We start from the raw sequence: 20,450 nt of genomic DNA, 5'->3' as shown, positions 1-20,450 counted from the left end.
CCTCGAATTCGCCTGCAGATTCAGCCGAAGATTCACGCCGGAAGATTCACACGACCGATTCGCGCAGCAAATTCACCCCGGAAACGCCCGCTCGACAATCGCCGCATGATCGAACGTCGCGGGCAGCGTGCCGTACACCCGCCCACTCTCGCCACAGCCATCGCCAAGACGCGTCGCGATGAACGCATCGGCGACATCAGTCGGCGCGTATTGCGCGAGCAGCGTCGCCTGCGCGATCAGCACGATCTGCTGCGCGATGCGCCGCGCCGATGCTTCGCGTTGTTCCGCCGGTCCGCTCAACGTCGCCGCAAGTCTCGCGAGCGCCGCGGCGAGTGCCGGATGCGCGTGCGCCACTTCCTGCCACGCGGCGAACAGCGCCTGCGCGGCTTGCGGTTCGCGTTCCATCGCGCGCAACACGTCGAGGCACATCACATTGCCGGAGCCTTCCCAGATCGAATTGACCGGCGCTTCGCGATAGAAGCGCGCCATCGGCCCGGTTTCGACGTAGCCGTTGCCGCCCCAGACCTCCATCGCCTCGCCGGTGAATTCGAGTGCGCGCTTGCACACCCAGTACTTCGCGGCCGGCGTCACGATGCGCCGCCACGCGCGCTCGGCGGGCGAAGCGGCCGCGTCTGACGATTCCTCGAATGCGCGCGCGAGCCGCATGAACAGCACGGTCGCCGCTTCCGATTCGAGCGCGAGATCGGCGAGCACGTTGCGCATCAGCGGCTGCTCGGCGAGATGGCGGCCGAAAGCATTGCGATGCCGCGCGTGATGGATCGCCTGCACGAGCGCCGCGCGCATCAGCGCGGCGCTGCCGATCACGCAATCGAGCCGCGTGTAGTTCGCCATTTCGATGATGGTCGGCACGCCGCGTCCTTCGTCGCCGATCAGCACGCCGTACGCGTCGAGAAATTCGACTTCGCTGCTCGCGTTCGAGCGATTGCCGAGCTTGTCCTTCAGACGCTGGATCTGCACCGCGTTCTTGCTGCCGTCCGGCGCGAAACGCGGCACGAAAAAGCACGACAGTCCCTCGTGCGCATCGGTGCGCGCGAGCACCAGATGCGCGTCGCACTGCGGCGCCGAGAAAAACCACTTGTGACCGATGAGCCGGTAGGCGCCGCCACGGCCGCCGGCATCGATCGCGTGGGCGCGCGTCTGGTTGCTGCGCACGTCCGAGCCGCCCTGCTTTTCGGTCATGCCCATGCCGATCATCGCTGAGCGTTTGCGCGCGAGCGGCACATCGCGCGGATCGTGTTCGCGCGAATACAACTGGGCGCACAGCGTCTCGAACAGCGCCGGCTCGCGTTGCAACACAGGGATGCTCGCGAAGGTCATCGTCAGCGGACACAGCGAGCCGGATTCGATCTGCGCGTGCAGAAAATAGCCGGCGCAGCGCGCGACCATCGCGCCGCGCTGTGGATCGGAAAACGGCAGCGCGTGCAGACCTTCGCGGCGCAGCAGCGCGAGCAGTTCGTGCCACGCGGGATGAAACTCGAGCGCATCGATACGCTCGCCGCGCGGGCTATGCGTGATCAGCTCGGGCGTGTGACGGTTCGCGAGTTCGGCGAGTGCGAGCGTTTCCGGTGTCGTCAGCGCGGCGCCCTGCTGTAGCAGCGCATCGCGGCGCCACAACGCGCCATCGCGTTCGAGCGCGGCGCACAACGCGGTGTCGCTTGCGAACAGGTTGTAGTCCGCGAGCGGCGACGCCTGATTCGTCACCTCGTGAGTCTGTCCGAAGCCGTGCTGTTCCATCTGCTGTCTCCGTTGCTTTGTCATTGTGCGCCGGTTTGACGAGGCGATCGACGCTGCGTTTTTCGATTCTGTTTGGCTGCTGTACCGAGTGCCGCGAGTCGAAAAGACGACGCGTGTCGCACGATGTTCGAATGCGGGGCGCGGGATGCCGGGGCCGCTTGCACGCGTCTTTCATCATAGGGGGGCGGCGGCGCCGGCGTTTAGAGGATTCGCTCTCGGCCGAAGCCTCCGCAACCCCGCGGCGCTTGCCGCAATGCGCTGAAAACGCGCGTTGACGAGTGGGTACGAGACGGATGCGCGGACGATGATGATTGGCGAGCGTGCGGTGGAACTGAGCGCGGCTGCCAGCGCGCCGGCTAGTGCGGCTGCCAGCGCGCCGGCTAGTGCGGCTGCCAGCGCGCCGGCGCGGCCGGAAGGGGCGGCCGCATTGAGAATGGTGGAGCGGGATACGAGCGTGCGTGATGGTGAGATAGCGGCGAGGGCCAGTACGTGGACCCGATAACCTAACTAACCGCCGGGTTTCACCCGTCCGACGACGTGTGCGTTTGCGCGCCCCCCGGCTCCGCGATCCCATTAAGACCGATCCCCGGCCCGAGCATGAAATCGTCGCTAGTCTGGGTCGGCAGCGTCTCGCGCGCGACGTCGAGCCACGCGCGCGCCGCATGCGACAGATAGCCGTTGCGGCGCCAGCCGATCGCCATTTCCCACGAGATCTCCGGCTCGACGACCGGCAGGCAGGTGAACTTCGCGGGATCGAGCCGGCGGCAATAGGGCGCGGGCAACAGCGCGATGCCGACCCCGGCCAGCACCAGCGCCGCCATGAAATCCCAATGCCCGCTGCGCCCGACGATCGCCGGCGCGAAACCCGCCTCCCGGCACGCATTCAGCACCACATCGTTCAGCGCGAGACTTTCGCCATAGAACACGAACGGCTCGTTCGCGAGCTGCGCGAGCGGCACTTCGCGCAACGCGTCCCAGCGCGAACCGGTGCGCGCGACCAGCCACAACAAGTGGCGGCTGATCGGCAGCACGTCGATATCCGCCGGATCGACCGGTTGCAGCACGCCACCGAGTTCCAGCTCGCCGTTGATCAGCGCGGCTTCGATCGCGCGTGAACCCTGCTCGAACAGTTTCAGCTCGATCTTCGGATAGCGTTGGCGGAATGCTGCGATCGCAGGCGTGAACAACGCGCCGCCCATCGGCGGGATGCCGATCGTCAGTTCGCCGCGCCCGAGCGTGTCGAGATCGTTCAGTTCGGCCTGCAACCGCGCGTGCGCGGCAAGCACATCCTGGCCGCGCTGATAGACGATCCGGCCGGCGTCGGTGAGCACCATCTGCCGGCCGTCGCGCAACAGCAGCGGCGAGCCGATTTCGTCTTCGAGCGACTTGACCATCTTGCTGATGGTCGGCTGCGTGACGAACATCTGCTCGGCGGCGACGGTGAAGCTCTGTTGCCGGACCACTTCGACGAAATAACGCAGTGCTCGGAGTTCCATGATCCCGGTCTCGAGAATTCCAGATTGGAATGAATCGGATGATTGTAAGTCACTCCGTTTATGGCGTAGCGCCTGATGAACGGCATTCGAAATCAATCAGAAAGGTCGAGGCCGCGCCGGCTGTCTCACCCGCCGCGCGCGTTTGCCTTGGCACGCCACCGTCATGCTGATTTGCTACAATCGCCGTTCGTCTTCGAGGAGCGTTGCGACGGGTACCGCGAATTTTCATTCGCCGGCCGCCCGCCAGGCTCGAAGGCTTCAATCGGAGGGCAAGGCTGCCAAAGCGCGCCGATCCCCCGCATCGAACCGCGCTCACGTCACATTTCTAGTCACTACTTAGAAAGGAGGGCGTGATGAACGCCGCAGTTATCGATTCCCAGAACCAGGATTACGTCGTTGCCGATATGTCGCTCGCTTCGTGGGGCCGCAAGGAACTCACGATCGCCGAGACCGAAATGCCCGGCCTCATGCAAACGCGCGAAGAGTACAAGGCGCAGCAGCCGCTGAAGGGCGCGCGCGTCGCCGGCTCGCTGCACATGACGATCCAGACCGGCGTGCTGATCGAAACGCTGACCGCGCTCGGCGCGGACGTGCGCTGGGCTTCGTGCAACATCTTCTCGACCCAGGACCATGCCGCCGCCGCGATCGCGCAAGCCGGCACGCCGGTGTTCGCATTCAAGGGCGAATCGCTCGACGAATACTGGGAGTTCTCGCACCGCATCTTCGAATGGCCGAACGGCGAGTTCGCCAACATGATCCTCGACGACGGCGGCGACGCAACGCTGTTGCTGATCCTCGGCTCGAAGGCCGAGAAGGACCGTTCGGTGATCGCCAAGCCGACCAACGAGGAAGAAGTCGCGCTGTACAAGTCGATCGCGAAGCACCTTGACGCGGATCCGGTGTGGTACTCGACGCGTCTCGCGCACATCAAGGGCGTCACCGAAGAAACCACGACCGGCGTGCACCGTCTGTACCAGATGGAAAAGGAAGGCCGTCTGCCGTTCCCGGCGATCAACGTCAACGATTCGGTCACGAAGTCGAAGTTCGACAACCTGTATGGCTGCCGCGAGTCGCTGGTCGACGGCATCAAGCGCGCGACCGACGTGATGATCGCGGGCAAGATCGCGGTCGTCGCCGGTTACGGCGACGTGGGCAAGGGCTGCGCGCAATCGCTGCGCGGTCTGGGCGCGACCGTGTGGGTCACCGAAATCGATCCGATCTGCGCACTGCAGGCAGCGATGGAAGGCTACCGCGTCGTGACGATGGAATACGCGGCCGATAAGGCCGACATCTTCGTGACGGCGACCGGCAACTACCACGTGATCAACCACGATCACATGAAGGCGATGCGTCATAACGCGATCGTCTGCAACATCGGCCACTTCGACTCGGAAATCGACGTCGCGTCGACCCGCCAGTACACGTGGGAAAACATCAAGCCGCAAGTCGACCACATCATTTTCCCGGACGGCAAGCGCGTGATCCTGCTGGCTGAAGGGCGTCTGGTGAACCTCGGCTGCGCGACCGGCCACCCGTCGTTCGTGATGTCGAACTCGTTCACGAACCAGACGCTCGCGCAGATCGAACTGTTCACGCAAGGCGCGAAGTACGAGAACAAGGTGTACGTGCTGCCGAAGCATCTGGACGAGAAGGTCGCGCGTCTGCATCTGGCGCGCATCGGCGCGAACCTGACCGTGCTGTCCGACGCGCAGGCCGGCTATATCGGCGTCGAAAAGAACGGTCCGTTCAAGCCGAACCACTACCGCTACTAAGTCCACGCCCCGGCGAGCCTGATTCGCGCACTGGCGCGCTCAGGCTCACGGGCGGGCGGCGGTAAAAAACCATGACGGTCTGATCACGGGGCGGCGCGTAATGCGCCGCTTTGTTCGCCAGCGCCGCCTTTCTTTTAATGGACATCCTGCCCGCACAGGTGCTTACAAGGAGCTCTACATGACCGTGCTGCTGACCTGGCTGATCAACGCGCTCGCGCTGTTGATCATCACCTACCTCGTTCCGTCGATTCACATCCGCAGCTTCGGCACCGCGCTGATCGTCGCGATCGTGCTCGGCCTCATCAATACGGTGTTGCGTCCGGTGCTGATTCTGCTGACGCTGCCCGTCACGATTCTGACGCTGGGGCTTTTCATTCTCGTCGTCAATGCGCTGTGCTTCTGGCTGTGCGCGTCGCTGCTGAAGGGCTTCGAGGTGTCGGGTTTCTGGTCGGCGTTCTTCGGCTCGATCCTGTACAGCATCGTGTCGTGGCTGCTGTCCGCGCTTATTTTCGGCAACCGCAGCTTAGGTTGACCTCACTGATATGAATCCGATCGAACTTTCATTCGAATTCTTCCCGCCGAAAACGCAGGAAGGCGTCGACAAGCTGCGCGCGACGCGCGCGCAACTCCTGTCGCTCAAACCGAAATTCGTGTCCGTCACGTTCGGCGCGGGCGGCTCGACGCAGCAAGGCACGCTCGATACCGTCGTCGCGATCGCGAAGGACGGGCTCGAAGCGGCGCCGCATCTGTCGTGCGTCGGCTCGTCGAAGGAGAGCCTGCGCGCGATCCTGAACGAATACCGCTCGCATGGCATCCGCCATATCGTTGCGCTGCGCGGCGATCTGCCGTCCGGCATGGGCGCGGTCGGCGAACTGCGCTACGCGTCGGAACTCGTCAGCTTCATCCGTGCCGAGTTCGGCGACTGGTTCTGGATCGAGGTGGCCGGCTACCCGGAATACCATCCGCAGGCGCGCTCGCCGCGTCACGATCTGGAGAACTTCGCGCGCAAGGTGAAGGCCGGCGCGAATTCGGCGATCACGCAGTACTTCTTCAACGCGGACGCGTATTTCCGTTTCGTCGACGACGCGCGCCAGCTCGGCGTCGACGTGCCGATCGTGCCCGGCATCATGCCGATCACGAATTTCTCGCAACTGATGCGTTTCTCCGAAATGTGCGGCGCCGAAGTGCCGCGCTGGATCGCGCGCCGGCTGGAGAGCTTCGGCGACGATCGCGAGTCGATCCGCGAGTTCGGGCTCGATGTGGTGACGAACCTGTGCCAGCGGCTCGTCGACGCGAAGGTGCCGGGGCTGCATTTTTATACGCTGAATGCGGCCGCGGCGACCAAGGCGATTTGCGAGCGGCTTGGGGTGTAACGCAGCACTTGATCTGTCGCACGAGGGAGTGATCTGGCCACGGGTGGAGAACCCACCCGTGGCCAGAAAGCGCAACGCCCGATCGGCATGGTTGGCATCATTATCGGCATCATTCAATGCTAAAATGTGTGCCTATCAGTCGATAGGCACTTGCCAGGAGTGACCATGCGAACCACGATCGCCCTCGATGACGATTTGCTGTCCAAGGCCCAAGCCTATACGGGCGTCGAAGAAAAATCGGCGCTCGTGCGCGAGGCGCTCAAAGCCCTGATTGAGCGCGAAGCAGCCAAACGGCTGATCAATCTTGGCGGGAGCGAGCCCGGTATCAAAGCCGCTCCGCGTCGTCGGCAGGATGCGGAATGATCCTGGTCGATACGTCCGTCTGGATCGACCATATCAACGCATCCGATCCAGTGCTGGTCGGTCTGCTGGCAAATGGCCAGGTGCTCGTTCACCCGTTCGTGATTGCCGAGATCTCTCTCGGCAGCCTGCGAAATCGTCAAGCCGTGCTTGGCGCATTGCAGGATTTGCCGAGCGCGCTCGTCGCAACGCCCGAGGAGACGCTGTTCCTGATCGAGCGCGAAGGACTGTTCAACCGTGGCATCGGCTACGTGGATACGTCGTTGCTGGCCTCTGCGCGCTTGCAGCCTGGAACGACGGTTTGGACGCGGGACAAGCGTCTCGCGAAAGCGGCCGATGACCTGGGGCTGACGCCAAACTTGCTGCACTAGTCCATTCAGCAGCCCGGCGCGGCTGATGATCCCAAGCCCGAACCCGCGTCAAATAACGTGGTAACCCCTGTTGAAGCCCATTTTTGTGCTGTCTATCATCGAAACGCAGCTAACCCGGCTGCTGTGCGGAGGACGATATGACAGTGACAAGAAAGACTGCGGCACAACGCCTACTCGCGCTTCACCAGTTCTGCCTTCCCGCTCTCGCCGCGTTCGCGGTGGCCGCGAGCGGCTTAGCTCCCGCCGCGTCGCAGGCGGCCACGCTGCCGGACAAGACGCTGGTGTTCTGCTCGGAAGGCAGTCCGGCCGGCTTCGATACCGCGCAATACACGACCAGCGTCGAATTTACCGCCGGCTCGTACACGGTCTATAACCGGCTGGTCGAATTCGTGCAGGGCGGCACCGACATCGAACCGGGCCTCGCCGAGAAATGGGACGTGTCGCCGGACGGTCTCACCTATACGTTCCACCTGCGCCGCGGCGTCAAATTCCAGACCACGTCGTTCTTCAAGCCGACCCGCGAATTCAACGCGGACGACGTCGTGTTCACCTACCAGCGGATGCTCGATCCCGACAATGCGTTCCGCAAGGCGTATCCGGTCAATTTCCCGTACTTCAACGACCTCGGTCTCGCGAAAAACATCACGAAGATCGAGAAGGTCGATCCGTACACGGTGCGCTTCACACTGAAGGAAGTCGACGCGCCGTTCCTGCAGCAGATTGCGATGCCGTTCGCGTCGATCCTGTCGGCCGAATATGCGGACCAGTTGCTCAAAGCGGGCAAGGCCTCCGATATCAACCAGTATCCGGTCGGCACCGGTCCGTTTATTTTCCGCAGCTATACGAAGGACGACACGATCCGCTTCGACGGCAATCCCGATTACTGGAAGCCGGGCATCGTAAAGGTCGGCAAGTTGATCTTCTCGATCACCGTCGATCCGGCGGTGCGTCTGCAAAAGCTGAAGCGCGGCGAGTGCCAGGTAATGGCGTATCCGCGTCCGGCCGATATCGCGACGGTGAAGGCCGATTCGTCGCTCGCGATGCCGAGCGAAGTGGGCTTCAACCTCGGCTATATCGCGTACAACACGACCAAAAAGCCGCTCGACAACGTGCTGGTGCGCCGCGCGCTCGATATGTCGGTGAACAAGAAGGCGATCATCGAAGCGGTCTATCAGGGCGCGGGCCAGACGGCGACCAATCCGATGCCGCCAACACAGTGGGGCTACGACAAGAACCTGAAAGACGCACCGTATGACATCGACAAGGCCAAAGCGCTGCTGAAGGAGGCGGGCTATCCGGACGGCTTCGACCTGACGCTGTGGGCGATGCCGGTGCAGCGGCCGTACAACCCGAACGCGCGTCTGATGGCGGAAATGTTGCAATCGGACTGGGCGAAGATCGGCGTCAAGGTGAAGATCGGCACGTACGAGTGGGGCGAGTACATCCGCCGCGCGCATGCGGGTGAACACGAAGCGATGCTGATTGGATGGACCGGCGATTACGGCGATCCGGATAACTGGCTCGGCGTGTTGCTCGGCTGCGACGCGGTCAACGGCAGCAACTTTTCAAAGTGGTGCTACAAACCTTACGACGACCTGATCAGGCAGGGCCGCAGCACCACCAACATGGCCGATCGCACCAAGGCGTACACGCAGGCACAGGAGATCTTCAAGGACCAGGTGCCGTTCACGCCGATTGCTCACTCCACCGTGTATCAGCCGATCAGCAAGGACGTGGTGGGTTTCAAGATCGATCCGTTCGGTCCGACGCAATTCATGGGAGTTGGACTCAAATAAGCGCAGGCGCCGCTTTTTTGCGGCGCTTGCGCTTCCCGTCGACGCGAACCGCCCGTGCGGGCCGCGCCGGCGGGCGCTTCGGCGCTTGCCGAAAATGTTTCCGATAGTCAACCGAGGGATTTTCCTCCGCTTGGAGGTGTGAGCCAAGCTCAAGTAATATCCGGCTACGCTGGCGCAAGCCGGCCTTGAACCTGGAGGAAACATGAAGCAAAACAACCTGTTGCGCGTCGCGCGTAAGACCACGCTCGTCGCTGCCGCAGCGGCATCCCTGATCGGCATGACTAGCGCTCATGCGGACGGGATTCCGAACAAGACACTCGTCTACTGCTCAGAAGGCAGCCCCGCGGGTTTCGATCCGGCCCAGTACACGACGGGCGTCGACTTCACGGCCAACACGTTCACCGTCTACAACCGCCTCGTCGAATTCGAACGCGGCGGCACGAAAGTCGAACCCGGCCTCGCGGAGAAGTGGGATGTGTCGCCCGACGGCAAGACCTACACGTTCCATCTGCGTCATGGCGTGAAGTTCCAGACTACGTCGTTCTTCAAACCGACCCGCGAATTCAACGCGGATGACGTCGTCTTCACGTTCCAGCGCATGCTGGATCCGAACCAGCCGTTCCGCAAGGCGTACCCGGTGCAGTTCCCGTACTTCACCGACATGGGCCTCGACAAGCTGATCACGAGCGTCGAGAAAGTCGACCCGTACACGGTCAAGTTCACGCTGAAGGAAGTCAACGCGCCGTTCATTCAGAATCTGGCGATGGAATATGCGTCGATCCTGTCGGCCGAATATACGGATCAGTTGCTGAAGGCGGGCAAGGCCGCCGACATCAACCAGTTCCCGGTCGGCACCGGTCCGTTCATCTTCCGCAGCTACACGAAGGACGCGACGATCCGCTTCGACGGCAATCCGGATTACTGGAAGCCGAACACGGTGAAGATCTCGAAGCTGATCTTCTCGATCACGCCGGACGCCGGCGTGCGCGTGCAGAAGATCAAGCGCGACGAATGCCAGGTGATGACCTATCCGCGCCCGGCCGATATCGCGCCGCTGAAGGCCGAAGCGAACATCGACATGCCGTCGCAGCCGGGCTTCAACCTCGGCTACCTCGCGTACAACGTGACGCACAAGCCGCTCGACAAGGTCGAAGTGCGCGAAGCGCTCGACATGGCGATCAACAAGAAGGCGATCATCGACTCGGTCTACCAGGGCGCGGGCCAACTGGCGACGAACCCGATGCCGCCGACGCAATGGTCGTTCTTCAAGGGCCTGAAGGCCGCGCCGTACGATTCGGCGAAGGCCAAGGATCTGCTCGCGAAGGCTGGCTTTCCGAACGGTTTCGAGATCACGCTGTGGGCGATGCCGGTGCAGCGCGCCTATAACCCGAACGCACGTCTGATGGCGGAAATGATTCAGGCCGACTGGGCGAAGATCGGCGTGAAGGCGAAGATCGTCACGTACGAGTGGGGCGAGTACATCAAGCGCGCACACGCGGGCGAAGACGACTCGATGCTGATCGGCTGGACTGGCGACAACGGCGATCCGGACAACTGGCTCGGCACGCTGCTCGGCTGCGAGGCGATCAACGGCAACAACTTCTCGAAGTGGTGCTACAAGCCGTTCGACGATCTGATCCAGAAGGGCCGCACGACCTCCGACGTCGCCGCGCGCACGAAGATCTACGGCGACGCGCAGCAGATCTTCGCGCAGCAACTGCCGTTCTCGCCGATCGCTCACTCGACCGTCTATCAGCCGGTCAGCAAGAAGGTGGTCGATATGCGCATCGAACCGCTCGGCTATGTGCGCTTCGACGGCGTCAGCGTGAAGTAACGCCGTCAAGCAATCGTAAAGTTCGCACAGTACGTCGCAATACCGTACGCCGCAGTACAGTACGTTTCGCACGGTTAGAAAACTGGTCGAAGTGTCCGGCGACCGGGGTCACGAGCCCTCGTCGCCGGTTGCGTTTTTTTCCCCCGGTACTATAGGAGCGAACCATGTTCCGCTTCGTTTTGCGACGCATCGGCATGGTGATCCCGACATTCATCGGCATCACGATCCTCGCGTTCGCGCTGATTCACCTGATTCCGGGCGACCCCATCGAAGTGATGATGGGCGAGCGCGGCGTCGATCCGGCGATGCATGCCGCCGCAATGCACCGCCTCGGTCTCGATGAGCCGCTACCGATGCAGTATGTCCACTACATCGGCCGCGCGATGCACGGTGATCTCGGCACCTCGATCATCACCAATACCAGCGTGATGGGCGAATTCCTCGCACGCTTTCCCGCCACCGTCGAACTGTCGATCTGCGCGATGCTGTTCGCGCTGATCGTCGGCCTGCCCGCGGGCGTGTTCGCTGCGCTGAGGCGCGGCACGGTCATCGACCACGGCGTGATGGGTACCGCGCTGACCGGCTACTCGATGCCGATCTTCTGGTGGGGCTTGATCCTGATCATGTTCTTCTCGGTCGATCTCGGCTGGACGCCGGTGTCGGGCCGCATCGCGGTCGAATACGACATTCCGCACGTGACCGGCTTCATGCTGATCGACTCGCTGATGTCCACCGACGAAGGCGCGTTCAAATCGGCGCTGAGCCATCTGATCCTGCCGGCGATCGTGCTCGGCACGATTCCGCTCGCGGTGGTCGCGCGGATGACCCGCTCGTCGATGCTCGAAGTGCTGCGCGAGGATTACATCCGCACCGCGCGCGCGAAGGGTTTGTCGCCGGGTCGCGTGATCGTCGTGCATGCGCTGCGTAACGCGCTGATTCCGGTCGTCACCGTGATCGGCCTGCAGGTCGGCACGCTGCTTGCGGGCGCGGTGCTGACCGAAACACTGTTTTCCTGGCCGGGCATCGGCAAATGGCTGATCGATGCGATCGGCCGGCGCGATTATCCGGTCGTGCAGGGCGGTATCCTGCTGATCGCGACTCTCGTGATCGTCGTGAACCTCGTCGTCGATTTGCTGTACGGCGTGTTGAACCCACGCATCCGCCATACGAGGTAAATCACATGTACGACCCCCACGTTCACTTACGTTCTCTGCCCCCCGAGGGGGCGCATGCCTCCCTTGAGGCGGCTCGGCGGGAGGCATGATGGCAGACATCCAAAATACAGTCCCCCAGTCAGTCACGCCCCCCAGCGGCCGTGCACTCGCGGCGCGCGAATTCTGGGCCAACTTCTCGCGCAATCGCGGCGCGGTCGGCGCGGGCATCATCGTGCTGGTGCTGGTCTTCATCGCGATCTTCGCGCCGTTGATCGCGCCGCATAGCCCGATCGAGCAGTATCGCGATTCGGTGAAGATTCCGCCCGCATGGCTCGACGGCGGCAACTGGAAGTTCATTCTCGGCACCGACGAAGCGGGCCGCGACATCCTCTCGCGTCTGATGTACGGCGCGCGGCTGTCGTTCTGGATCGGCTTCGTATCGGTCGTGCTCGCGCTGATTCCGGGCATCGTGCTCGGCCTGATCGCCGCGTTCTTCGAGAAGTGGGCCGACACGCCGATCATGCGCATCATGGACGTGCTGCTCGCGTTGCCGTCGCTGCTGCTCGCGGTCGCGGTGGTCGCGATCATCGGCCCCGGTCTCGTCAATACGATGCTGGCGATCGCGATCGTCGCGTTGCCAGGCTATGTGCGTTTGACGCGCGCGTCCGCGCAAGGCGAATTGCAGAAGGAATACGTGACGGCTTCGCGCGTCGCGGGTGCGGGCACGCTGCGATTGATGTTCTCGCAGGTGCTGCCGAACTGCACGGCGCCGCTGATCGTGCAGGCAACCCTGGGTTTTTCGTCGGCGATTCTCGATGCCGCCGCGCTCGGCTTTCTCGGCCTCGGCGTGCAACCGCCGTCGGCGGAGTGGGGCGCGATGTTGGCATCCGCGCGCGATTACATCGACAGCGCATGGTGGATCGTCACGATGCCTGGCCTGTCCATCCTGATTTCGGTGCTCGCGATCAACCTGCTCGGCGACGGGCTGCGCGACGCGCTCGATCCCAAACTGAAACGGATGGCCTGATCATGAGCAACTTACTCACCATCCGTAACCTGGCGGTCAACTTCGGCGGCCTGCCCGCCGTCGACCGCATCAATCTCGACATCGCGCCCGGCGAAGTGCTCGGCGTGGTCGGCGAATCGGGCTCCGGCAAAAGCGTGACGATGATGGCGCTGATGGGCCTGATCGACGCGCCCGGCAAGGTCAGCGCCGACGAAGTCACGTTCGACGGCAAGAACCTGCTGAAAGCCTCCGCGAAGGAACGTCGCCGGATCATCGGCAAGGACATCGCGATGGTGTTCCAGGACGCGCTGACGAGCCTGAACCCGAGCTACACGGTCGGCTATCAGATCAAGGAAGTGCTGAAGCTGCACGAAGGTCTGCGCGGCAGCGCGCTCGATAAACGCGCGCTCGAACTGCTCGACCAGGTCGGCATTCCGGATGCGAAAAATCGCATCGGTTCGTTTCCGCATCAGATGTCGGGCGGCATGAACCAGCGCGTGATGATCGCGATGGCGATCGCCTGCAATCCGAAGCTGCTGATCGCCGACGAGCCGACCACCGCGCTCGACGTGACGATCCAGGCGCAGATCATGGAACTGCTGATGCGCCTGCAGAAGGAACGCGGCATGGCGCTGGTGCTGATTTCGCACGATCTCGCCGTGGTGTCCGAAGTCGCGCAGCGCGTGGCGGTCATGTACGCGGGCGAGGTGATCGAGACGAACAAGGTGCCGGATATCTTCGCCGCGCCTCATCATCCGTACACGGAAGCGCTGCTCGCCGCGATTCCCGAGCACAACGTGGGCGCGGTGCGGCTCGCGGCGTTGCCGGGCATGGTGCCGGGGCGCGATGACCGGCCGAAGGGGTGCCTGTTCGCGCCGCGCTGCAAGTACGTCGTCGACGACTGCATGAAGGCGCGGCCGGCGCTTGCGCCGCTGCAAGGTCATGCGGAGGTCACGCGTGTACGCTGTATCAAGCCGTTGAATGTCGAGAAGGACGCCAACGTTCACACGCAAGGAGGCGCCCGATGAACGCAGTACCCGAAACCCCGCGCCGCTCGGATCACGCGGGCGATCACGTGCTGGTCGCCGAGCAGTTGGCGCGCTATTACTCGGTCAAGCGCGGCATGTTCGCGCACGGCACGGTGAAGGCGCTGAACGGCGTGTCGTTCGCGCTCGAACGCGGCAAGACGCTCGCGGTGGTCGGCGAGTCCGGCTGCGGCAAGTCGACGCTCGCGCGTCAGCTGACGATGATCGAAACGCCTAGCGCAGGGCGGCTGTTGATCGACGGCGAGGATGTGGCCGGCGCAAGTCACGAGAAGATCGCGGCGCTGCGGCGGCGCGTGCAGATGGTGTTTCAGAACCCGTTCGCATCGCTCAATCCGCGCAAGACCGTCGAACAGACGCTTGGCGAACCGCTCGCGATCAACACGCAGATGAGCGCGACCGAACGCGCGGAACGCATCGCGCAGATGATGCGCACGGTCGGCCTGCGCCCCGAGCATGCGAAGCGCTATCCGCATATGTTCTCGGGCGGCCAGCGTCAGCGTGTCGCGATCGCGCGCGCGATGATCCTCGATCCGCAGATCGTCGTCGCCGACGAACCGGTGTCCGCACTCGACGTGTCGATCCAGGCGCAGATTCTGAATCTGTTCATGGATCTGCAGGATCAGTTCAAGACGAGTTATGTGTTCATCTCGCACAACCTGTCGGTGGTCGAGCATATCGCCGACGACGTGATGGTCATGTACTTCGGCGGCGTCGCGGAGCTCGGCGACAAGCAGCGCATCTTCTCGAAGCCGCGTCATCCGTACACGCGCGCGCTGATGTCGGCGACACCGTCGATCTTCGAGGCGGACCGCACGATCAAGATCAAGCTGCAAGGCGAAATGCCGTCGCCGCTGAATCCGCCGTCAGGCTGCACGTTCCATCAGCGCTGCCCGTACGTGATCGATCGTTGCCGCAGCGAAGAGCCGAAGCTGCGTGAAGTGGATGGCCGTCAGGTCTCGTGTCACCGCGCCGAAGAGGTGGGGGACGTGGATGCCTGATGCAGTGGCGGCGCGTCGTCTTGCGCGCCGCTTGCGTGAGGGCGGCCGCATGGCTGCTTTCGCGCGGCGCTGGAGGGGGTGTGTGCTGGCGAGTGCGACGCTTTGCGGTGCTTTCGTCGGCGTGGCTGGCGCGCTTGTTCGTGTTGTTCTCGGCATAAGTGTATTCAGCGTAGTCAGCGCCTTTATCGGCACCCTCGCCAGCGCGTTTTCCCGCACTTCGTTGCGTGCGTTGTTCGCCCTGTTGTTCCGTTCAGGTTGCGTGCTGTATCTCGGCGCAGCCCTACCCAATCTCGCCTACGCGGCCGGCGCGGCAGCGAATGCGCCTGGCCAGGCGGGCCGACCCGCGGTCGCAGTTCCAGGCACACCAGGTACACCAGGCGCAGCGCCGCCATCGGTCGCACCGCCGGCGACGCCCGGCACCACCGCCAGCGGCCCGGTGCGTCAACAGCCGGCGCGCATGCCGTTCTATGTCGCGACACGCGGCAACATCACCATCTACGTGCTCGGCACGCTGCATGTCGGCGACCCGGTCGACTATCCGGCGCGGCAGCCGTTCCGGCCGCCGATCCTCGCCGCGCTGGCCGCGTCACCGACGCTCGCGCTCGAACTCTCGCCCGACGAACTGCTGGTGTCGCAGGACGACGTGTCGAAGTACGGCGTCTGCAAGCGCGACTGCCTGCCGGGTCTGTTGCCCGAACCGCTTTGGCACAAGCTCGAACTGCGCTTGCGCGGCAATCCGGCCGCGCTCGACGCGATCAAGAAGATGCGGCCGTGGCTCGCGTCGCTGGTGGTCGAAACCTACGATTCGCTGTCCGCCGGTCTGCAGACCGAATACGGCACCGAAGCGCAATTGCAGAACGTCTATCTGAAGACGCGCGGCAAAATCGTCGGGCTCGAAACGCTCGCGCAGCAGATGCGCGCGTTCACCGGACTGTCGCTCGCGCAGCAACGCGAGATGCTCGCGCAGGATCTGGTGCAGACGCCCGCGCAGAACGTCGAGGACGTGCGCGCGCTGCATCGGCTGTGGCGCGTCGGCGATGCCGATGCGATCGCCGCATGGCAGGCCGCGAAGTCGGAGAAGCTCGCGCGCGACGAGCGCATCTCCGAGTCGATCGACAATCGCATCGTCTACGAACGCAATCGCCGCTTCGTCACGCGGATGCTGCAACTCGCCGCCCCGAACAAGCCGTTATTCGTGGCGATCGGCGCGTTGCATCTGGGGGGACCGAAAGGCGTGCTGCGGCTATTGCGGCAGCACGGTTTCGTGGTCGAGCCGAGTTGAGGCTGAGACTGAGCTTCAGACTAAGGCTCGAGCGGCGCGTTTAGAAGGTCTGCCAGTCGGCCTCGGCCGTGGTGGCGAGCGCCGGTTCGGGCTTTGGAGCTGGCGCCGCTTTGGCGGACGCGTGTTTGTCGGCGGATGGTGCCGGTTGTGCCGCGGCCGTCGTTGCGGGCTTCGGTTGCGCATCTTCACGCGGCGCGCTGCGCGCGGTATGTGTCGCAGGCTGCGCGGCAGCACGCTTCTTCGGCATCGACGACGCAACCGCACGCGGCGCGGACGACTCCACGCCGCGCACCTTGAACATCGACACCACACCGGTGAGCTTGCCCGCCTGTTCTTCGAGCGACTGCGCGGCGGCCGCCGCCTGTTCGACGAGCGCGGCGTTCTGCTGCGTGACTTCGTCCATCTGATTGACGGCCTGATTGACCTGCTCGATGCCGCGGCTCTGTTCTTCGGAGGCCGCCGCGATCTCGCCGACGATATCCGATACCTGACGGATCACGGTCGTGACCTGGCCCATCACGGTGCTCACTTCGACCGCCTGCGTCGAGCCGTCCTGAATCATCGCGACGGACGAGCCGATCAGCTCCTTGATTTCCTTCGCCGCGGCAGCCGAACGTTGCGCGAGGCTGCGCACCTCGCTCGCGACCACCGCGAAGCCGCGGCCCTGCTCGCCGGCGCGCGCGGCTTCGACCGCCGCGTTCAGCGCGAGGATGTTGGTCTGAAACGCGATGCCTTCGATCACGCCGGTGATCTCCGAAATCTTGCTCGAACTGCCGCTGATCCGGCCGATCGTCGCGGCCATCGCCTGCACCGCGTCGTTGCCGGTCGCGGCTTTGCTCGCGGCGCTGCTGGCGAGCGTATTCGCCTGGCGCGCGTTGTCGGCGTTCTGCTTCACCGTTTCGGTGAGCTGCGTCATGCTCGCCGCGGTCTGCTCGAGCGACGCGGCCTGCTGCTCGGTGCGCGCGGACAGATCGAGATTGCCGGCGGCGATTTCACGCGTCGCGGTGCTGACCGAATCGGTCGAGCTGCGCACGACCACGATGTTTTCTTCGATGCGGCGCATCAGCGCATCGAATGCGACGCCGCCGCGGCCGAACTCGTCCATGCGCGGGCTTGCCGCGCGCCGCGACACGTCGAGTGTCTGGGCGATTTCCTCGAATTTCTTGCGTTGCCGGTTCAGGCCGCCGCACACGACACGATGCAGATGAAGACCGCCGCCGACGGCAATGGCAGTGCCGAGCCAGGCCACGACGACCAGCGTGATGAACAGCGGGCGAGCCGCCACGTCATCCGCGCTCAACTCCGATAAACCGATGATGCCCGCGAGACCAGTGACAAAGGTCAGCGTGGCGCAACTGCCGAATATCAGCAGCAGCTTGATCCTGATCGTGAGATGGAATTTCTGCACTTCGTCTCCTTGTTATTGGTTATGCGCGACCCGCGTCCTAAATATTGGAATATCCACGGGTTCATCAATCGGAGTACGGCAGATCGACGGCTTTCTGAAGGGCGACGGTGGCTAAGAAATCAAACGATCGCCGTAGTTATCGGAATAGTCCGGTTCTTTTCCCTTTGCGGCGCTGCTAGGTTTGTCCGGCCTATTAGGCAATCAATTAATAAGGAGGACATTCAAGGATGGCGCAGGATATTTTTATCAAGATAGTGAACCGGTATTACGGCGCGATAGAGGTGCAATGAAAAAAGCACTGATTTGTTTCGTGACCGCGCTGGTAATGACATTGCCAGTCTCAATAGGGATCGCGCGCATTCCGGGTTCACTTGAATGGACTGCGAGCGAGCAAGGCCATAAGTTCTTTGACCCGCTTTATAAAGCATTCGACGCGTATGGTTGTGAGAGCGGTTCCGACGTCGTTTTTGGAACACTGCTCCTGTTCAGCTTCTTCATATCGCTGGTGTTAGCCGTCGCAGGATGGACGGCTGTTACCCGTCTGCGCAATACCAACCACCACTGAATCACCGCCGGCCGCGCCTCAGGCACTAAACCACCCGAGACCGACCGGCGCCTCCCGATCCGACAACGACAACAACCGGACCAAAGAAAACCACTACAAGAACATCAGGAAATTCAACAAAAAGATATTGATCACCAGCAGCGTCAGCGCGGTCGGAATCTGCACCTTGATCACCGCGTTCTTATCCGGCAACTCAAGCAGCGCGGCCGGCACCATATTGAAGTTCGCGGCCATCGGCGTCATCAGCGTGCCGCAGTAGCCCGAGAACATGCCGATCGCCACCATCACCGCCGGATTGCCGTGAAACACGCCGACGAGGATCGGTACGCCGACGCCGCCGGTCATCACCGGAAACGCGGCGAAGCCGTTGCCCATCACCATCGTGAACAGCGCCATGCCGATGCAGTACACGGCCACCGCGACGAAGCGGTAATCGAGGCTGATATACGCGGTCGTCACGTGCGCGACCGCCTTGCCGACGCCCGCATCGGAGAACACGAGCCCGAGCATGCCGAGCATCTGCGGCAGCACGGCGGCCCACGACAGCGCATCGATGAGGCGGCGCGCTTCCTTCATCGACTGGCCGACCGTGTCGCGCGTCATCACGCAGGCAATCGCCAGCGCGATCACGCAGCCGATGCCGAAGCCTATCAGGGTGACGTTGGCCTTCTCGATCAGCGGTGTGCCGCCGAACACGAGATAGCTCGCCGTCAGCGTGATCAGCACGGTGACGACCGGAATCGTCAGCGCGGGGACGAACAGCTTGTTGCGCAGACGCTCGGCGCTCGCCTTGCGCGCTTCCAGCGACAGCGTCTTCGACTTGCCCGCCGTCACGCCGCCGAAGCCCGCAATCAACGCCATCACGATCACCGCGAGGCCGACCACGGCGGGCGGCAGACGGTCGCCAACCAGGAAAATCAGCGCATAGAGAATCCAGAAGCCGCCCGCGGTCAGCCGGCGCGGATGCTCGCGATCGGTGACGATCATGCCGCCTACGATCAGCAGCACCAGGCCGACCAGCCAGAACAGATAGTTGATCGTGAAGGTCATGCTTCGTCTCCGGTGGCGCGTTGCGCTTGTGACTGGGTGGGCGGAGGCGTCTGCACGGACGCGGACGCCGCCGCATGGCCGCGCAGTTCGCGTTCGAGCTTGCGATCGAGCAGCCACAACCGGAAGCCATGCACGATGAACGCGCTGACCGCGGTCGGAATGCCCCACACCGCGACGTGAATCGGTTCGACGACGATGCCGGCTTCCTTCAGGAAGGTCGTCATCAGTACGATCGCGCCGAACGCGACGAAGACGTCCTCGCCGAAGAACAGGCCGACGTTGTCGGTCGCCGCCGAGAATGCGCGCAGCCGGAAGCGCACCGCATCGCTGATCTTGCCGAAGCGGTTTTCGGCCGCGCCTTCGGCCATCGGCGCGATCAGCGGACGCACCATCTGCGGATGGCCGCCGAGTCCGGTCAGGCCGACTGCGGCGGTCAGCTCGCGCACCAGCAGATAGACGATCAGCAGGCGCCCGGCGGTGGCCGCCTTGATGCCGCTGATCCACGCCTGCGCGCGCTCGCGCAGACCGTGCCGCTCCAGCAGACCGATCACGGCGAGCGGCAGCAGAATGATCAGCGGGATGTTGCGCGTCTTGATAAAGCCGGTGCCGATCAGCGCAAGGATTTTTTCAGGCGGGAAGTGCGCGGCGAAACCGGTGACGATCGCGGCGACGGCCACGATCAGCATCGGATTGAACCGTAATAGAAAGCCAGCAATGATGACGGCCACGCCAATGAGCGGCCATAAACTGACGGTTGTCTGCATCAAAGATCTCCAAACGGGGCTGTCGCCCGAGGTTTTAACTTCGCCGCGGATGGCGGCTGACATAAACCGGCGTACACCGTTTGCACACCGGCTTGTTGCCACGGCTCTTCGGCCGCGTTGGCTACTACCTGCTGCTACTTGTTGCTACCTGCTTCTATCGGCTCCTGCAAAGCGCGGTGTTCGGTCGGCAACGCGAGGGGCGTTGCTGGTGGATCCGCGTTTGACTCGCCTTCTTTCTGATTCTGCTTCTGGCTCGCCACCGGGCTCGCATGGACGAGCGCCCCGTATGGGAGCGGGGCGCCGGATCAATCACGCGTTCGGTCGGGGCGGCGCGCACGGTCCCTTGAGCGCCAGGTGCTCAAGGAATATCGCGCGGGCGATGCTCATACTCCACGCTCAAAATTCATCGCTCAAGTTCGG

At 63.3% G+C, this 20,450-nt stretch carries 17 protein-coding genes, 1 pseudogene and 1 riboswitch; of the genes and pseudogenes, 13 read left to right on the top strand and 5 right to left on the bottom strand.

From position 1 onward, the window contains the following. Nucleotides 1-72: 72 nt before the first annotated feature. Complete coding sequence (locus L0U82_RS17575) at nt 73-1,755, bottom strand: isovaleryl-CoA dehydrogenase (protein ID WP_233832596.1); 1,683 nt, start codon at nt 1,753-1,755, stop codon at nt 73-75. 521 nt (nt 1,756-2,276) lie between these two features. Then, nucleotides 2,277-3,251 carry a LysR family transcriptional regulator gene (locus tag L0U82_RS17570; RefSeq protein ID WP_233832594.1) on the bottom strand — a complete coding sequence of 325 codons (975 nt, stop codon included), beginning with the start codon at nt 3,249-3,251 and terminating at the stop codon, nt 2,277-2,279. A 189-nt stretch (nt 3,252-3,440) separates the two neighbouring features. Beyond that, nucleotides 3,441-3,572, top strand: a riboswitch (S-adenosyl-L-homocysteine riboswitch). 32 nt (nt 3,573-3,604) lie between these two features. Between L0U82_RS17570 and ahcY the strand changes: the two genes are divergently transcribed. From ahcY to L0U82_RS17510, 12 genes are all read left to right on the top strand, one after another. Beyond that, complete coding sequence (gene ahcY / locus L0U82_RS17565; RefSeq protein ID WP_233832592.1) at nt 3,605-5,023, top strand: adenosylhomocysteinase; 1,419 nt, start codon at nt 3,605-3,607, stop codon at nt 5,021-5,023. Between the two features lie 178 nt (nt 5,024-5,201). After that, nucleotides 5,202-5,555, top strand: coding sequence for a phage holin family protein (locus L0U82_RS17560; protein WP_233832590.1), 354 nt, complete (start codon nt 5,202-5,204; stop codon nt 5,553-5,555). Between the two features lie 10 nt (nt 5,556-5,565). Continuing rightward, nucleotides 5,566-6,396: a methylenetetrahydrofolate reductase [NAD(P)H] gene (metF, locus tag L0U82_RS17555; RefSeq protein WP_233832588.1), complete on the top strand. Its 831-nt coding sequence runs from the start codon at nt 5,566-5,568 to the stop codon at nt 6,394-6,396. A gap of 165 nt (nt 6,397-6,561) precedes the next feature. Beyond that, nucleotides 6,562-6,759 carry a type II toxin-antitoxin system VapB family antitoxin gene (locus L0U82_RS17550; RefSeq protein ID WP_233832586.1) on the top strand — a complete coding sequence of 66 codons (198 nt, stop codon included), beginning with the start codon at nt 6,562-6,564 and terminating at the stop codon, nt 6,757-6,759. Continuing rightward, nucleotides 6,756-7,127 (top strand): type II toxin-antitoxin system VapC family toxin, encoded by a 372-nt coding sequence (locus L0U82_RS17545; RefSeq protein ID WP_233832584.1) that lies wholly within the window; start codon nt 6,756-6,758, stop codon nt 7,125-7,127. The genes L0U82_RS17550 and L0U82_RS17545 overlap by 4 nt, the downstream gene beginning before the upstream one ends. A gap of 137 nt (nt 7,128-7,264) precedes the next feature. Then, nucleotides 7,265-8,923, top strand: a complete 1,659-nt coding sequence (locus L0U82_RS17540; protein WP_233832582.1) for an ABC transporter substrate-binding protein — start codon at nt 7,265-7,267, stop codon at nt 8,921-8,923. A gap of 202 nt (nt 8,924-9,125) precedes the next feature. Beyond that, on the top strand, nt 9,126-10,757 hold the full coding sequence (locus L0U82_RS17535) for an ABC transporter substrate-binding protein (protein ID WP_233832580.1): 1,632 nt from the start codon (nt 9,126-9,128) through the stop codon (nt 10,755-10,757). A gap of 164 nt (nt 10,758-10,921) precedes the next feature. Next, nucleotides 10,922-11,932: an ABC transporter permease subunit gene (locus tag L0U82_RS17530; protein ID WP_233832578.1), complete on the top strand. Its 1,011-nt coding sequence runs from the start codon at nt 10,922-10,924 to the stop codon at nt 11,930-11,932. Between the two features lie 88 nt (nt 11,933-12,020). Continuing rightward, a complete protein-coding gene (locus tag L0U82_RS17525; RefSeq protein ID WP_233832576.1) occupies nt 12,021-12,938 on the top strand; it encodes an ABC transporter permease subunit in 918 nt (305 codons plus the stop codon). A gap of 2 nt (nt 12,939-12,940) precedes the next feature. Further along, nucleotides 12,941-13,945 (top strand): ABC transporter ATP-binding protein, encoded by a 1,005-nt coding sequence (locus L0U82_RS17520; protein ID WP_233832574.1) that lies wholly within the window; start codon nt 12,941-12,943, stop codon nt 13,943-13,945. Continuing rightward, nucleotides 13,942-14,961: a peptide ABC transporter ATP-binding protein gene (locus tag L0U82_RS17515; RefSeq protein ID WP_233832572.1), complete on the top strand. Its 1,020-nt coding sequence runs from the start codon at nt 13,942-13,944 to the stop codon at nt 14,959-14,961. The genes L0U82_RS17520 and L0U82_RS17515 overlap by 4 nt, the downstream gene beginning before the upstream one ends. Beyond that, complete coding sequence (locus L0U82_RS17510) at nt 14,954-16,243, top strand: TraB/GumN family protein (RefSeq protein WP_233832570.1); 1,290 nt, start codon at nt 14,954-14,956, stop codon at nt 16,241-16,243. The genes L0U82_RS17515 and L0U82_RS17510 overlap by 8 nt, the downstream gene beginning before the upstream one ends. Nucleotides 16,244-16,283: 40 nt before the next feature. Here the strand turns inward: L0U82_RS17510 and L0U82_RS17505 are convergent. Next, nucleotides 16,284-17,249: pseudogene (locus tag L0U82_RS17505) on the bottom strand (methyl-accepting chemotaxis protein); the annotation flags it as partial. Between the two features lie 688 nt (nt 17,250-17,937). Here L0U82_RS17505 and L0U82_RS17500 point away from each other — a divergent pair. Continuing rightward, entirely contained in the window at nt 17,938-18,216 is a 279-nt protein-coding gene (locus L0U82_RS17500; RefSeq protein WP_233832568.1) for a hypothetical protein, read from the top strand. Nucleotides 18,217-18,309: 93 nt separating this feature from the next. Here L0U82_RS17500 and L0U82_RS17495 read toward each other — a convergent pair whose 3' ends face one another. After that, complete coding sequence (locus L0U82_RS17495; RefSeq protein WP_233832567.1) at nt 18,310-19,266, bottom strand: DUF979 domain-containing protein; 957 nt, start codon at nt 19,264-19,266, stop codon at nt 18,310-18,312. Further along, nucleotides 19,263-20,030 (bottom strand): DUF969 domain-containing protein, encoded by a 768-nt coding sequence (locus tag L0U82_RS17490; RefSeq protein ID WP_233832565.1) that lies wholly within the window; start codon nt 20,028-20,030, stop codon nt 19,263-19,265. Before L0U82_RS17490 ends, L0U82_RS17495 begins: the two co-directional genes overlap by 4 nt. Nucleotides 20,031-20,450 lie beyond the last annotated feature (420 nt).

This window comes from Paraburkholderia sp. ZP32-5, assembly GCF_021390495.1.
Taxonomy (GTDB): Bacteria; Pseudomonadota; Gammaproteobacteria; order Burkholderiales; family Burkholderiaceae; genus Paraburkholderia.
This window is presented reverse-complemented; position numbering and strand designations above follow the sequence as displayed.